Origin of the sequence: Desulfovibrio sp. SGI.133, assembly GCF_050313955.1 — a bacterium.
Lineage (GTDB): Bacteria > Desulfobacterota > Desulfovibrionia > Desulfovibrionales > Desulfovibrionaceae > Desulfovibrio.
Genome location: NZ_JBNPMK010000003.1, coordinates 62,021 through 77,459, shown reverse-complemented (window position 1 = coordinate 77,459; position 15,439 = coordinate 62,021). Strand labels below are relative to the sequence as shown.

The following is a 15,439-nucleotide window of genomic DNA, read 5'->3' as shown; positions in this document are numbered from 1 at the left end:
GCGCCCCTTCCGGGCATTGCCAAAGCATTTTGGCCTGTGGCATAGTATCTGGTGCAAAATTTCACGCCCGCCGGATGCTCGCGCATCGCCCCGTCGCCGTGGACGGGGAAAGGCCGGGCCTGCCTTTTATCGCCATCACGGCACAGCACAGACTACGCAGGAAGCAAGATGATCCAACTGAGCGACAAACCGGTCATTGTGCAGGGCAACACCCTGATGGAACAGGAAGAAGCCGCGGCGCGCGGCATCGACTGCGCCGCTGCCCGTCAAAATACCCTGGCCTGGAACATCCTGGCCGCCCACAACACGGCTGCCGGGGACGACCCCACCCTGCGCCTGCGTTTTGACGCCCTGGCCTCGCACGACATCACCTATGTGGGCATCATCCAGACGGCCCGCGCCAGCGGCCTGGAACGCTTCCCCATGCCCTACGCGCTCACCAACTGCCACAACAGCCTGTGCGCCGTGGGCGGCACCATCAATGAGGACGACCACCTCTTCGGCCTGACCGCCGCCCGCAAGTACGGCGGCATCTTCGTGCCGCCCCATCTGGCGGTCATCCACCAGTACGCCCGTGAAATGATGGCCGGTTGCGGCAAGATGATCCTGGGCTCCGACAGCCACACCCGCTACGGTGCCCTGGGCACCATGGCCGTGGGCGAAGGCGGCCCCGAGCTGGTCAAGCAGCTGCTGGGCAAGACCTACGACGTGGCCCGTCCCGAAGTGGTGCTGGTCTGGCTGGAGAACGCTCCCCGTCCCGGCGTGGGCCCGCAGGACATCGCCATCGCCCTCATCGGCGCCGTGTTCAAGAACGGCTTCGTCAAGAACCGGGTCATGGAATTCGCCGGCCCCGGCGTGGCGGGCCTTTCCGTGGAATACCGCTGCGGCATCGACGTCATGACCACCGAGACCACCTGCCTGTCCTCCATCTGGACCACGGACGACAAGGTGCGTGATTACCTGGCCATGCACGGCCGCGCCGACGATTACACCGAGCTGCGTCACGACAAGCCCGCCTGCTTCGACCGCTGCATCCGCGTGGACCTGTCCACCATCGAACCCATGATGGCCCTGCCCTTCCATCCCAGCAACGCCTATCCCGTGGCCGAAGTGGTGCGCCATGCCGACGAGCTGTTCGCCGCCGTGGAAGAAGAGGCCCGCAAGCAGTTCGGCAAGGCCGGTGAAGGCCTGAAGCTGCGCGACAAGATCCATGACGGCGGCGTCTGGGTGGATCAGGGCATCATCGCCGGTTGCGCGGGCGGTTCGTTCGAGAACTGCTGTATGGCCGCCTCCATCCTGGACGGCCGGAGCACCGGCTGCGGCGAGTTCTCGCTCTCCGTCTATCCCGCCAGCGAACCCCAGGCCATCGCCCTGGTGCGCAACGGCGCCGCCGCCAAGCTCATGGCCGCCGGTGCGGTCATCAAGAACGCCTTCTGCGGTCCCTGCTTCGGCGCGGGCGACACGCCTGCCCACGGCGCCCTGTCCATCCGCCACTCCACCCGTAACTTCCCCAACCGCGAAGGCTCCAAGCCCGGCAACGGCCAGATCTCTGCCGTGGCCCTCATGGACGCCCGCTCCATCGCCGCCACCGCCGCCAACGGCGGCCGCCTGACCCCGGCCACGGAACTGGATTGGGACAAGCTGGCCGTGGACACCACCTACACGTTCGATGCGGGCATCTACCAGCGCCGCGTCTACAACGGTTTCGGCAAGGCCGATGCCGCCGCGGAACTCAAGCGCGGTCCCAACATCGCCGACTGGCCGTCCATGAGCCCCCTGCCGGAGAACCTGGTGCTGCCGCTGGCTTCGGTCATCACCGACCCCGTGACCACCACCGACGAGCTCATCCCCTCGGGCGAGACCTCGTCCCTGCGTTCCAACCCGCTCAAGCTTTCCGAGTTCACCCTGTCGCGCAAGGATCCCGCCTATGTGGGCCGCGCCAAGGACGTGCAGGCCATGGAAAAGGCCCGTCTGGCCGATCCTGCCGATGCCGCCCTGCTGGCGAAGCTGGAAGGCATGCTGGCCCCCCTCAAGGCCGCGCAGCCTGAAGTCTATGCCGCGGTGCTGGGCGCCGGCCTGAAGGACACCGGCATCGGTTCCACCATCTTCGCCCTCAAGCCCGGTGACGGCTCCGCCCGCGAGCAGGCCGCTTCCTGCCAGAAGGTGCTGGGCGGCTGGGCCAACGTGGCCGCCGAATACGCCACCAAGCGCTACCGTTCCAACCTCATCAACTGGGGCATGCTGCCCCTGCTGGCCGATGCCGCTCTGGCGCAGAAGCTCAGCGTGGGCGACTGCTTCGTCCTGCCCGGCATCCGTACCGCCGTGGAACAGGATGCCGCCGGCATCACCGGCTGGCTGGTGAGCGCTGCCGGGGCCGTGGAGGCCGTGGAACTGCGCCTGGGCGACCTGACCGCCGACGAACGCCAGATTATTCTGGACGGCTGCCTCATCAACTTCTACAACCACAACTAACGCTGCGGGACGAGACCGCCGCGTCGCCATCTGGAAAGGGGCCTCACCGGGAGGCCCCTTTTTCTTTTTTGGGCCCTCCCCTCTTTGGCAAAGTATTTTTCTGTATTCCATCAGGTGGAACGTCCGCAGGGCACTCTCGATCCTGCCGCCGGGGCGCGTTCCTTGCCTGCCCTTCCAACACATATGCCAACACGGGCAAGGGGCAGCTCCGGCGGCCCTGCGGCTGCCCGGCCTGACAGTCGCGACGGCGGGAGCTCCCTTGCGAGACGGGGAACTCCCGCCTATGTTTTTAGAATGGGAGGGAGCGTAGCCTCTTCCTCCAAACATCCCTCCAGACCATCAGGCATGAAAAAAGGACGGCCCTCGCGGGCCGTCCTTGTCGTCTCCGTTACTGTACGGCAGCCTTACAGGCTGGCAGCCACTTTGCGCAGCAGGCGGGCCAGCTGGTTGGTGAAGCCGGATTCATTGTCGTACCAGATGATGAGCTTGGCCATGGTGCCGTCCATGACCTGGGTGGATAGGGCGTCCACGACGCCGCCGTGGGTGCTGCCCTTGAAGTCGATGGAGACCAGGGGCTCGTCGCAGTAGCCCATATTATCGTGCAGGGCGCCGTCATGGGCGGCCTTGAGGGCGGCATTGATCTCTTCGGCGGTGGCGGGCTTTTCCAGCTCGCAGGTCAGGTCCACCAGGGAGATGTCGGGGGTGGGCACGCGCACGGCCATGCCATCCAGCTTGCCCTTGAGGGCGGGCACCACCAGGGCCAGGGCCTTGGCCGCGCCGGTGGAGGTGGGGATCATGGACACGCAGGCGGCGCGGGCACGGCGCAGGTCCTTGTGGGAACCGTCCAGGATGCGCTGGCTCATGGTGTAGGAGTGGATGGTGGTCATCAGGCCGTGACGGATGCCGAAGGCATCGTTGAGGACCTTGGCCACGGGAGCCAGGCAGTTGGTGGTACAAGAGGCGGCGGAAAGCACGGTATGGGCGGCGGCATCATAGATGCCGTCATTGACGCCCATGACGATGGTGGCATCGGCTTCCTTGCAGGGGGCCGAGACCACGACCTTCTTGGCGCCGCACTGCAGGTGCTGGGCGGCGTCCTCGCGTTTTTTCAGGGTGCCGGTGGTTTCCACGGCGATGTCGATGCCAAGGCGGGCCCATTCCCACTCACCGGTCTTGCAGCGGGTGACTTCGATATGACGACCGTTGATGATGATGCCGTTGTCGTCATGATCGACGGTGCCGGGGAAAATGCCGTACACCGAGTCGTATTTGAAAAGGTGGGCCAGCGAAGCATTGTCGGCGCGGGCGTTGATGGCGGTGATGCGGATGTCTTCCGAGTCAGCCAGCAGACGCAGCAGATAACGACCGATGCGGCCAAAGCCGTTCATCCCCAAAGATACGGACATGTTGCGCTCCTTCACGCGAGAGAGATGGAAAACGCCGCCTCCCCGGTGGAGGCGGCGTGAGATACTGGTTTAGGCCTTGCCGGAAGATCCCATGACGTTGCGGATCTTATGGGCGACCATATCCTTGACGGCCTGTCGCGCGGGTTTCAGGTACGCGCGGGGGTCGAAGGCTTCGGGATGTTCCACCAGATACTGGCGGATGGAGGCGGTCACGGCCAGACGGATGTCGGTATCCACATTGATCTTGCACACGCCCATGCCGGCAGCCTTGCGCAGCATGTCTTCCGGCACGCCGCGGGCGCCGCCCACCTGGCCGCCGAACTTGTTGCAGGCTTCCACGAATTCCTGGGGCACGCTGGAGGCGCCGTGCAGCACCAGCGGATAGTTGGGCAGGCGCTTGCCGATCTCTTCCAGGCGTTCGAAGTCCAGCTTGGCTTCGCCCTTGAACTTGTAGGCACCGTGGCTGGTGCCGATGGCCACGGCCAGGGAGTCGCAGCCCGTGCGCTCCACGAAGTCCACGGCCTGGTCGGGGTCGGTGTACACATGGTCGGCATTGCTCACATGCTCTTCCACACCGGCCAGCTTGCCCAGTTCGGCTTCCACCCAGATGCCGCGCGGGTGGGCGTATTCCACCACCTGCTTGGTCAGGGCGATGTTTTCTTCATAGGGCAGGTGCGAGCCGTCGATCATCACGGAGGTGAAACCGCCGTCGATGCAGTCGCGGCACAGCTCGAAGCTGGAGCCGTGGTCCAGGTGCACCACCACGGGCACGGAAGGATCCTCGGCCAGGGCGGCTTCCACCAGCTTCATAAGGTATTTCTGCCCGGCATAGCTGCGCGCGCCCGAAGAGACCTGAAGGATCACGGGGGATTTTTCCTCCGAGGCGGCCTGCATGATGCCCTGCACGATTTCCATGTTGTTGACGTTGAACGCGCCCACAGCATACCGGCCCGCATAGGCGGCGGCGAACATTTCCTTAGGCCCGATAAGCGGCATGGATTCCTCCTGCACCAGGTGCGATACGACACTGCGCGCACCATGCGCGAGTGTGGGATAAAATGGGAAGGCGGACAGAAAAAGCCTGTCCGGCCGGCCTGTCTGATGTATCGACGGCCGCCGCCGGATCCGGCAGGGATGCATGCCGGAAAGACTGTTGTGGGGCAGCCGCAACGAAGCGATTCATTATATAAAAAAAAGCCCCAAAGGGGAATGACTTTGGGGCGGTCGTGGAAAAATTCATAAAATCGGCACCCGCAGGGGCCGTATGCTGTTTAGGAAAGCAGCATGTCCTCCAGACTGCGCAGGCTTTCGTGGTCCGTGAACTCGAAACGCAGGGGCGTCACGGTGATGTAACCGCGATTGAGCAGATCCTTGTCCGAACCGGCGTTGATGGTGTGCGGCGGGATCTCGCCTTCCAGCCACCAGTAGGGCTCGCCGCGCGGGTCCTTGCGTTCGGCGTAGGCGTTCTTCCACACGGCGCTGGTCTGCGGGCAGATGCGCAGGCCCTTGGCCTCGGACAGCGGGCCGCGGGGATAGTTGACGTTGATGACGCGGCGGTGCGCCACCTTTTTCCAGTCGATGCGCGCGGCCAGCTCCACGGCGTGGCGGGCGATGGCATCCATGTCCGGATGGCCGCCGCCGGCATCGCAGGAGAGCGCCATGCTGGGCAGGTCTTCATGGGCGGCTTCGGTGGCGGCGCCCACGGTGCCGGAATAAAGGATGTCCGGGCCCACGTTGCTGCCCGCGTTGATGCCCGAGATGACCATGTCGGGCCGCTTTTTCAGCAGGTTGCCCAGGGCCAGTTTCACGCAGTCCGTGGGGGTACCGTACAGGCCCAGACCTTCGAAGTCGGGTTCCTCGATCTTGTGGGCACGCAGGGGATCGAAAAAGGTCAGGGAATGGCCCACGCCGGACTGCTCATGCATGGGGGCCACCACATGCACGGTATGCCCGGCTTCGCGCAGGGCCCGGTACATGGCACGCAGGCCCTCGGCCCGGATGCCGTCGTCGTTGGTCAGGAGCACACGCATTTGACAATACCTCTGAAACAAGGGAATCTTTATGGATAAACAGGCCCCCGCGGGCCTGCGGGGATACCCCGGGACCTCAGAACATACAAGACAGGCGGCCTTTGGCCGCAGAGTCAGGATATATGCAAAAAGGCATCTTCGTCAAAGACATGGCGGCCCCCAACGAGGCGGAAGGCGTCTTCGTCATCACGCTGGCCGCGCAGGGCAGCTCGCGCAACGGGCCTTACTGGCGGCTCGTGCTGGCCGACGCCAGCGGCAGCGTGGAGGCCAAGATCTGGTCGCCCCTGAGCGCCTCTTTCCCCGCCCTGCACACGGGCAGCTTCTTCTACGCCCACGGCCGGGTGAGCACCTTCCGCGACCAGCTCCAGTTCACGGTGGAGGAAGGCCGCCTGCTCTCGCCGGAAGAAGGCGCGGCCTTGGACCTGGCCGACTTCATGCCCGCCAGCCCCTACCCGCTGGATGCCATGATGGACGAGCTCATGGGCCTGATCCGTGAGGAGTTCCGCTACAAACCCTGGCGCAAGCTGGTGGACGGCGTGTTCAAAAATGAGGAGCTGCGCGAGGCCTTCCGCACCTGCCCGGCGGCCAAGGGCGTGCACCACGCCTATGCGGGCGGCCTGCTGGAACACACCCTGAGCGTCTTCAAGCTCTGCCGTCGTCTGGCCGACCAGTATCCCGAGCTGGACCGCCAGACCCTGCTGGCCGGGGCCCTGTTCCACGACTTCGGCAAGATCCGCGAATTTTCCGGCGGCATCGCCAACGATTATACCGACGAGGGCCGCCTGCTGGGGCATCTGGAGATCTGCGTGGAGATGCTGGCCCCCTATCTGGAAAAATCGGGCCTGGAGCCCGAGTTGCAGCGTCATCTCAAGCATCTGGTCCTGAGCCACCACGGTACGTTGGAATTCGGGGCCGTGCGCGTGCCGCAGACCGCCGAGGCCCTCGTGCTGCACTATGCGGACAACATCGACGCCAAGATGGCCCAGTGCCGGGGCCTGTTCGCCCAGCTGGGCGAAGGCGAGAGCTGGACGCCCTATCAGGCCACCCTGGGCCGGGCCATGCACCGCTGCGCGCAGACGCCGGTGGAAGAAAAAGTCGAAAAGAAGCCCCGCGCTTCCCGGAAGCCTTCCGGGGAGGACGGGATGCTCTCCCTGCTGTGAGGCTGCCATGTTCATCACATTCGAAGGCATAGAAGGTTCGGGCAAGACCACGGCCCAGCAGTTGCTGGCCCTGGAACTGGAAAAGCGCGGCCACGACGTGCTGCTGACGCGCGAACCGGGCGGCTGCGGTCTGGGGCGCGCCCTGCGTCCCATCCTGCTGGATGCCCGCAATTCCGGCCTGTGCAACCGGGCCGAGCTCTATCTCTTCCTGGCCGACCGGGCCCAGCATGTGGCCGAGATCATCCGTCCGGCGGTGGAAGCCGGGCAGATCGTCATTTGCGACCGCTATACCGACTCCACCCTGGCCTATCAGGGCTACGGCCGCGGCCGTGATCCCGACCGCCTGCGCCGGGCCAACGATCTGGCCACCGGCGGCCTGCAACCGGATCTGACCCTGCTCTGCGACCTGCCCGTGTCCGTGGGGCTGGAGCGCGCGGGCCTGCGTAACCGGCGCGAGGGCACGGTACTTTCCGAAGGCCGTTTCGACAGCGAGAGCCTCAATTTTCACGAGCGCGTGCGCCAGGGCTATCTGACCATCGCGGCGGAAGAGCCCGACCGCATCGCCATCATCGACGCATCGCAACAGCCCGAGGACGTGGTGCTGCAATGCCTCTCCGCCGTGGAGCGGCATCTGAAGCAGCGCGGCAGCGGGCTGGAATAAGACGTAAGGATATTGCCATGAGCGAACTGTATACCGTCACCGCCGAGGAAGGCCGCCTGCGCTTCCTGCCCCGTACCGATGCCGCCCTGGAGCAGGCCGTGCTGGACGAGAGCCCCCTGCCCGGCTGCGAATTCGTTTCCCGCCTGGGCGATCCCGGGCTGCTGCATTGCGTGGTCTTCCGTCATGAGCAGAAGCCCGGCGGCGTCTTCGTGGTGGAAGACGACAACGGCCTGCTCTTCGCGGCCGTGGCCGAGACCAACCTTGCCTATGCCATGGCCCTGGGCCGCCTGGGCAAGATGATCTCCTATGCGCGCTACAGCGCCGACATCTTTGCCGAAAACATGCTGGACGACGATGACTGATCCCCTGAGAGCCCGTAACCGGCTGGGCGTGGTCTTCTTCCCCGCCTTCGACTGGGCCATCTCCGCCACCCATCCCGAGCGTGAGGAGCGCCTGCTCTACACCCGCGACCAGCTGGCGGAAGAAGGCCTGTTCGACATCCCCGGCATCACCGAGTACCGTCCGGAGCTCGCCACCAACGCCCAGGTGGAGCGCGTGCATTTCTGTCTGCCCTCCACCGGCGCCGTGGTCACCGATTCGCACCGGGCTTCGGCGGGCGGGGCCATCACGGCCGCCCGTCTGGTCATGGAGAAGAAGGAAGACAAGGCCTTTGCCCTGGTGCGTCCTCCGGGCCACCACGCCATGCGCGTGACCCACGGTAACCGCGGTTTCTGCAACATCAACAACGAAGCCGTGATGGTGGAGTACATCCGCGACCACTATCCGCATCCCACCGGGCGGCCCCTGCGCATCGCCATCGTGGATACGGACGTGCACCACGGCGACGGCAGCCAGGATATCTTCTGGAACGACCCGAACACCCTGTTCATCTCCCTGCATCAGGACGGCCGCACCCTCTATCCAGGCACGGGCTTCCCGCAGGAATGCGGCGGGCCGGGTGCGCTGGGCCGCACCATCAACATCCCCCTGCCGCCCGAGACTTCGGACGAGGGCTACCTTTACGCCATCGAGCATGCCGTGCTGCCCATGCTGGCGGACTTCAAGCCCGATCTGGTCATCAATTCCGCCGGGCAGGACAACCACTTCACGGATCCGCTGGCCAACATGAAGCTCTCGGCCCAGGGATATGCGGCCCTCAACCGTGCCCTGAACCCGGACATCGCCGTGCTGGAAGGCGGCTACGCCATCCGCGGCGCCCTGCCCTATGTGAACTTGGGCATCTGTCTGGCGCTGGCCGGTCTGGACGCGGGGGACATCCGCGAGCCCCAGTGGCGGCCCGAGAGCACCCGCCAGAAACAGAAGATCAGCGACTACATCGCCCGCCTTTGCGACGGCCTGCTGGAGCTGTACCACAACCCGCCGTCCGTGCCGCAGGAAGGTGAGGAAGAGAACGGTTGGTGGACGCGGCGCAAGCACGTCTTCTACGATACGGACATGCTGCGCGAGAGCCAGCGCGAAAGCTGGCGCCTGTGCCCGGACTGCTCCGGCCTGGGCTGCTTCGAGACCAGCTCCGAGCGCGTGGCCCGCTCCCTGTGCCTGCTCATCCCCCGCCATGCCTGCCCCCGCTGCCGTGCCGAGGCCGAGGCCCGCGCCGCGGCGGCCCGCAAGGCCGGCCTTCACGCCCATGTGCTGGTGCTGGACGGTGACGCCGCGTGAAATAGGCCGTTGGAACAAAGCTCGTCACCGGATACTGGCCGGTGACGATATTGAGGGGGCGGGGGGAACTTTTCCTGACGGAAAAAAGTTCCCCCCGCCCCCTCAAACTCCCCCACCCCACTCTGAAACTTTTGTCCAAGTCAATAATGAATTGCTGGCACGCGTGTCGCGGAGAGGGGGCAGTCATTTTGCCGTTCCCTGACAAGTCCGATAAACTCGTCAAGGCTCATAAGCTTCCTTTGCTGGGCTAGGCTGAATGAGCCGTGGATCTGCTTGGGAATGACAAGCTGGACCTTGTGGGCGCCCATTTCATCTGTCTGGTTTTGGCTTATGCCGGACTGCAAGGTAAACAGATGCTTTTCCTCTATCCGGTCTGCTTCTGCCAGAATTTGGCGCCAGCGGTCTTTGCAGGTTGTCTTTACACCAAGCATGGTAAGATTGCGGGCAGGGAAAGAAGGATTTCTGTATGCTTCGATACCGGGAAACAAAAAGTCGGGCTTTGAATGTCCTTCTGTCTGGGGGGTACGGGAAAACTTGATATTCAGCCTTTCAAACAGAAAGGACAGATGATTTTCGAGAGCATTTCCTGCACGTGACTTCCGCCTGTTTTGAACGGACAGCGAGAAGGAAATGAATTTGTCAACACGGGTGTCTCCTGAAAATCCTTCATCAATCCGCTTGCCGACAAGGTGCCGCTCCAGCGTACGAAAAAGGGCTTCTTCTTTTTGCATCCATGTACTTAAAACGTCATCAGCCCTGTTGTCATAGGCATCGAAATCCCCGACTTTTTCACGGGCAAAAGCTGAAAAATCTAGAGTAGAAGGGAACTTACCATTAAATCTGCACAGCATTTCTTCAAGGCAACTTTCCTCTGTAGAAGGTAAAACAATACCAAGCTGTTCCAGAAGATGCTGGGAAAATATCCCTGTTTTTATGCTATCATTTTCTGATTCTTCCCGAATTGTAAAAGATTTTTTAGAGTGTTCAGGAAGATTGAAAAGCCACATAAGTTGCTGTTCTGCTGTAGATCCCTGTTTGGCAATAATAATAAAAGCAGAACCATCATTTTTAATAGCCATGACAAAAAGGTCATTAGCGGTGGCTTTTCTCCGAAATTCAGTTTTTTGAAAATACAGACGGTATTCACTACGGGGTTTTTTGCGTGAGTCATACCATGTAAGGCAATCTTCTTCCCGGACACCTTCCTCCATGTCATCACTGAAATAACATAAAGTGGCATTTATCTTTTTCCTTGTAGTACCAAGAATTTTTTTTAGTCCAGTTACTCCATTGAATTCATGCTGACGGGAACTCTTGGGATTGACTTCAACATTACTCAGCCGCTTTGAGGCTACACTGCGGAAATATTCTGAAAGAAATCCTTTTTTCATCCCTGCACCTCCAGATCCTCAGTCCCGTGCTGCAGCCAGTCTGACAAAAGGCGGGTGACAGCATCCAGCTCCGGCAGCTGTTTCTGGCGCAGGGCGCACTCCCAGACAATGGCCACGCGCCAGCCGTTTTCATGCAACAGGGCGACAACCTCTCCATCCCGCTTTTTGTTGCGGTCGATTTTTGTCTGCCAGAAATCACGGTTTGTTGAGGGAAGACGAAAGTATTTGCAGTCATGCCCATGCCAGAAACATCCGTGTGTAAAAATGACTGCCCTGTATTTGGGGAAAACCATATCAGGCTTTCCGGGAAGGCGGCGGTCATTGATACGGTAGCGGAATCCGAGAGAAAACAGCCGTTTTCTGACGGTAATCTCTATGCGGGTATTACGGGAGCGGATGCCGGACATCATCCTGCTGCGGGTCTTTCTGTCTACAATATCAGTCATGGGGGCAAGATTCCACAATACAGGAGGAAGCCAGTTTTTTTTCTTTCATAATATATGGTTTCATATGTTCCGCTGCCCGTTTCATCAGGGGAACAATGACGGAATTGCCAAACTGTTTGTAGGCTCGTGTATCGGAGACAACAATTTTGAACGTATCGGGGAAGCCCATGATTCTTGCACACTCACGTGGCGTCAGGCGGCGGGGATTGCGGTTCTCTCCCTGGAAAACAAGAATTTCGGAACCATCCTTGTAGTAGCGGGCAGACAGGGTTCTGGCGATATCGTCAGGTCCGGTTACAGAGCATCCAAAGCCGTTGCCTTTGGCACGGTGTTTTGCGGCATAGCCCTGCAAGTAGGTCCAGAGATTGTCGGTAAGCGTATATTTGGGGAGTACCTGTCCCCGGGGATCCGTAAACCTGCCATCGTCCATGTCCTGTTCAGATCCGTCTTGCGGATGGAGGATATCCCGCAGCTTTTTCTGGCCTGCCGGAGGCAGGCTCATATCATCCCACGAAAAGTCTGTTTCATGGGCGAAACCTGCTATCAGGATGCGCTCCCGGTGCTGGGGAACAAAATGTTTTCCGTCCAAGACCTTGTAGGCGATATGATAGCCCAGTTCTTTTTCAAGAGTTTCCCTGATTACTGCAAAGGTATGCCCTTTATTGTGGGAAACAAGATTTTTGACATTTTCAAGCAAAAAAGCCTTTGGACGTTTTGCGGCAATAATTCTGGCTACATCAAAAAAGAGGGTCCCCTGAGTGGTACATTCAAAGCCATGGGGGCGGCCAAGAGAATTTTTTTTGGAGACACCGGCAATGCTGAAAGGCTGGCACGGAAAACCTGCAAGCAGGACGTCATGGTCCGGAATGTCTGCAGCATCAACAGCGGTAATATCTCCGGTGACAGGGTGCGCTTCCCCAAAGTTGGCAATATAGCTTTTTCTGGCATAGCTGTCCCACTCACTGGTAAAGATGCATTTCCCGCCATTTGCTTCAAATCCTAGCCTGATGCCTCCTATTCCTGCAAACAGATCAATAAATGTAAAATCGCAGTCCTTCTGCTCTTCAATTTGCAGAATTTCCCTCAGTGCAGGCAGCAGGGCGTGGGGAAGGGGGCTTTCACCTTTTTCCCAGCGCGCGATCTGTCGCGGTGTATAATGCAAACGGGCTGCAAGCTCTTTCTGTGAAAGGAAGTTGCGTACTTTTTTTAACAAATCAAGGTTGCCGGAATCGGAAAACAGTCCCAAGCTCATATTGATGTCTCCAGGTCATTTTGGAGACAAAATGTCATGTGTCTGTCCAACCGTCAATTCCCAGGCATCACCAAAGCGCCAGGGCCACGCTGGCCACCGCCAGATAGCGGCCCAGTTTGGCCAGCACCACCAGAAGCAGGAAGGAGGGCAGGGGCTCGCGCAAGGTACCGGCCACCAGGGTCAGGGGATCGCCGATGACGGGCATCCAGCTGCACAGCAGGGTCCAGCGGCCGTAACGGTGGTACCAACCCTCGGCCTTGCGCAGGGACTCCGGCGAGAAGGGGAACCAGAGGCGATCCTGAAAGCGGGTGAGATAACGGCCCAGCCACCAGTTGACGGCCGAGCCCGCGCTGTTGCCCAAGGTGGCCACGGTGATGAGGGCCCAGGCCGGTTCCCCGCTCTGCACCAGCAGGGTGCCCAGCAGCAGCTCCGACTGCGCGGGCAGCAGGGTGGCCGCCACCAGCGCGGTGAGGAACAGCCCGCCGTACAGGGCCAGCAAGGTCAGCATCCATGGGCCTCCTGCGGGATATATTTTTACGGTGAGCCCCTCAGGAGCCTACCGCTTGCCGTAAGGCCTCTGCGTCACCGAGGGGACGGACTGCGGCGCCATCGGCCAGTGTCGTACGGACTTTTCCTCGCGCTTTTTTTCCAATGAGCGTCATGAGGAAGGAAGCAACGGGGAAAGGCGCTTGTTCCGGCTGTGGCCATAGCCCCCTCCCCCGAAGAGCTCCCAACACTATCCCGGCCTAGCGGCCGTCGTATTCCCAGATGACCTGACCGGTCTTTTCCACGCCGTAGCCGCCCAGGGCGGCCACTTCCTTGCGGAAGGCCTCGGAGCGGATGACATCCAGCAGGGCGAGGATGCGTTCGTCCTCGGCGTAGCGCTGCGGGATGACCAGATCGTATTCCTCCACGCCCACGGGCACGAAGTCCAGGCCCAGGGCGCAGGCGGCGGCGCGCACGGCCAGACCGGTATGGGCGCGGCCGGAAAGCACGGCGGCGGCCACGTTCATGTGCGTGTATTCCTCGTCCTCATACCCGGCCAGCTGCTGCGGGCGGATGCCCAGCTGCTTCAGGCGGTAATCCAGCAGCACGCGGGTGCCGCTGCCGCGCTGGCGGTTGATGAAGCGCACGTCCTCGCGGGCCAGGTCGGCGATGTCATGGATGCCCAGCGGGTTGCCGGGGGCCACGATGAGGCCCTGCTCGCGGTCCACCAGACGCACCAGCAGCATGGGCTCGCCCTGAAGGTTGTCGCGCAGGGCCTGACGGTTGTAGACGCCGTCGGCATCATTGAGCAGATGGCTGCCCGCCAGATGGCACTGGTGGCGCTTGAGGGCCATGAGGCCGCCCAGCGAGCCCACATGGGCCGAGGCCAGACGGAAGCGCGGATGCTCGCGGCGCAGGAAACTGTCGATGAGATCCAGGGTGTTGTCGTGGCTGCCGATGGCCAGCAAGGTGCCTTCCACCTGCTGGCGGGGGCGCAGCAGCTGCACCTGTACGGGCTCGTCACGGCTGATGCCCTCGCAGTCGCGGGCCACGCTGATGATGCCGTCGGCCCGGCTCAGGCTGGTGACGGTTCCCGCGCCGCGCGGCAGGGGCACGGCGAAGAAGGTGTCGTCCACCCGGCCCAGCTTGACGCGGATGCGTTCTTCCATGCCGGGACGGGAGGGCAGCGGATTGACGGGCAGGGCCGTGACCGTTTCGCGGTGGGCCAGGCAGCGCTTCTGGAGCAGGGCCAGCAGGGGCTGGACGAATTCCTCCAGGGCCACGATGGCCGAGACGGGATAGCCCGGCGAACCGATGATGGGCACGCCGCGCACCATGCCGAGGGCCGTGGGCTTGCCGGGCATGACGGCCACACCGTGGGTCAGCAGCTCGCCCTTGTGGGCGATGACGTCGGCGGAATAGTCGTGGCTGCCCGCCGAGGAACCGGCATTGAGCAGCACCAGATCCGCGCCCTGGTCGATGGCCGCGTCGATGGCCGCGCTGATGGCTTCGGGATCGTCAGGCACGATGGGCAGGGTGAAGGCCTCGCCTCCGGCCTCCTGCACGATGGCCGAGAAGATGTAGGAGTTGAACTCCGGCAGGCAGCGGCCCGCGCACAGGTCTTCTTCGCGGGCCTCGGTGAGGGGCACGATTTCGGTACCGCTGGGGATGATGCCCACGCGGGGCTTTTTGAACACCAGTGGTTCCAGCACGCCGCCTGCGGCCAGCGCGCCCAGCTCGTAGGGGCCGATGCAGACGCCGGGCGGCAGGATGATCTCGGACGCCACCATGTCCTCGCCCAGCTTGCGCACATGCTGCCAGGGGAAGGCGGCCTTCTCGATGACCACATGCTGCCCGTCGGGCTCGGTATTGACGTTCTCCACCATGACCACGGCATTGGTGCCTGCGGGCAGGGGATGGCCGGTATTGATCCAGAACGCGTCGGTGCCGATGGTCAGGCGCAGGGGCCGCCGGGTGGAGGCGGTGAAGGTGGATTCGGCGTTGACGGCGATGCCGTCCATGGCCGCTCCGTGGAAGGCCGGGGAAGAGCGGCGCGCGGCCACGGGCTCGGCCAGCACGCGGTGCAGGGCCGCCGACAGGGGCACGCGCTCCGTGGCCAGTTCGCGGCCCTCGGCGCTGATGCGGTCCAGCCAGCCCTGGCGGGCGGCCTCCACGGTCTGCAAAGTCAGATAGGTATGACGTTCGCGTTTCATAAATATCTCCCAATATCTCGAATGGAGGCCGGAAGGGCTTCCCGCCGCATAACCGGAAGGTATTGCATCCTCCCGGTGTCGGCATGACATCTTTTCCCGTTTCTGCCTTGGAACGGGGCCGTCATTTCAAAAATGGCAGGCGGTCAGTCCCTTTTATAAAGCGCATTGGGGGGAAGATGGGGGCACGGGGGAAGGAACCCCCTTTTTGCGCTCGTAAAAGGGGGTTCCTTCCCCCGAAAAGATCT

13 protein-coding genes are annotated in these 15,439 nt (G+C 62.2%); 5 read left to right on the top strand and 8 right to left on the bottom strand.

What is annotated here, in order from left to right; all coding sequences use genetic code 11:
• The first annotated feature begins 168 nt into the window (after positions 1-168).
• Complete coding sequence (locus ACQRBR_RS05460; RefSeq protein WP_303739938.1) at positions 169-2,472, top strand: hydratase; 2,304 nt, start codon at positions 169-171, stop codon at positions 2,470-2,472.
• Positions 2,473-2,876: 404 nt separating this feature from the next.
• On the opposite strand, the gene gap is transcribed toward ACQRBR_RS05460, so the two are convergent.
• The 3 genes from gap to surE form a co-directional block, all read right to left on the bottom strand.
• Positions 2,877-3,878, bottom strand: coding sequence for a type I glyceraldehyde-3-phosphate dehydrogenase (gene gap / locus ACQRBR_RS05455; protein WP_427812520.1), 1,002 nt, complete (start codon positions 3,876-3,878; stop codon positions 2,877-2,879).
• A 69-nt stretch (positions 3,879-3,947) separates the two neighbouring features.
• The gene (fba, locus tag ACQRBR_RS05450) at positions 3,948-4,874 is read right to left on the bottom strand and encodes a class II fructose-1,6-bisphosphate aldolase (protein ID WP_040369657.1); all 927 of its coding nucleotides are present in this window, start codon (positions 4,872-4,874) and stop codon (positions 3,948-3,950) included.
• 275 nt (positions 4,875-5,149) lie between these two features.
• Positions 5,150-5,908: a 5'/3'-nucleotidase SurE gene (gene surE, locus ACQRBR_RS05445; RefSeq protein ID WP_204625768.1), complete on the bottom strand. Its 759-nt coding sequence runs from the start codon at positions 5,906-5,908 to the stop codon at positions 5,150-5,152.
• 122 nt (positions 5,909-6,030) lie between these two features.
• Between surE and ACQRBR_RS05440 the strand changes: the two genes are divergently transcribed.
• The 4 genes from ACQRBR_RS05440 to ACQRBR_RS05425 are packed head-to-tail and all read left to right on the top strand — an operon-like array spanning position 6,031 to position 9,406.
• A complete protein-coding gene (locus tag ACQRBR_RS05440) occupies positions 6,031-7,068 on the top strand; it encodes a 3'-5' exoribonuclease YhaM family protein (RefSeq protein WP_427812519.1) in 1,038 nt (345 codons plus the stop codon).
• 7 nt (positions 7,069-7,075) lie between these two features.
• Positions 7,076-7,729 carry a dTMP kinase gene (gene tmk / locus ACQRBR_RS05435; protein ID WP_168936058.1) on the top strand — a complete coding sequence of 218 codons (654 nt, stop codon included), beginning with the start codon at positions 7,076-7,078 and terminating at the stop codon, positions 7,727-7,729.
• A gap of 17 nt (positions 7,730-7,746) precedes the next feature.
• Positions 7,747-8,091, top strand: a complete 345-nt coding sequence (locus ACQRBR_RS05430) for a hypothetical protein (RefSeq protein ID WP_006006835.1) — start codon at positions 7,747-7,749, stop codon at positions 8,089-8,091.
• Positions 8,084-9,406: a histone deacetylase family protein gene (locus ACQRBR_RS05425; protein ID WP_427812518.1), complete on the top strand. Its 1,323-nt coding sequence runs from the start codon at positions 8,084-8,086 to the stop codon at positions 9,404-9,406. The genes ACQRBR_RS05430 and ACQRBR_RS05425 overlap by 8 nt, the downstream gene beginning before the upstream one ends.
• A gap of 140 nt (positions 9,407-9,546) precedes the next feature.
• Here ACQRBR_RS05425 and ACQRBR_RS05420 read toward each other — a convergent pair whose 3' ends face one another.
• The 5 genes from ACQRBR_RS05420 to ACQRBR_RS05400 form a co-directional block, all read right to left on the bottom strand.
• A complete protein-coding gene (locus tag ACQRBR_RS05420; protein ID WP_427812517.1) occupies positions 9,547-10,797 on the bottom strand; it encodes a type II restriction endonuclease in 1,251 nt (416 codons plus the stop codon).
• A complete protein-coding gene (locus ACQRBR_RS05415) occupies positions 10,794-11,243 on the bottom strand; it encodes a very short patch repair endonuclease (RefSeq protein WP_427812516.1) in 450 nt (149 codons plus the stop codon). Before ACQRBR_RS05415 ends, ACQRBR_RS05420 begins: the two co-directional genes overlap by 4 nt.
• Complete coding sequence (gene dcm, locus ACQRBR_RS05410; RefSeq protein WP_427812515.1) at positions 11,236-12,495, bottom strand: DNA (cytosine-5-)-methyltransferase; 1,260 nt, start codon at positions 12,493-12,495, stop codon at positions 11,236-11,238. The genes ACQRBR_RS05415 and dcm overlap by 8 nt, the downstream gene beginning before the upstream one ends.
• Before the next feature lie 67 nt (positions 12,496-12,562).
• Positions 12,563-13,003: a YqaA family protein gene (locus ACQRBR_RS05405; RefSeq protein WP_205906088.1), complete on the bottom strand. Its 441-nt coding sequence runs from the start codon at positions 13,001-13,003 to the stop codon at positions 12,563-12,565.
• A gap of 238 nt (positions 13,004-13,241) precedes the next feature.
• Entirely contained in the window at positions 13,242-15,194 is a 1,953-nt protein-coding gene (locus ACQRBR_RS05400) for a molybdopterin biosynthesis protein (RefSeq protein ID WP_168936055.1), read from the bottom strand.
• Positions 15,195-15,439: the final 245 nt, after the last annotated feature.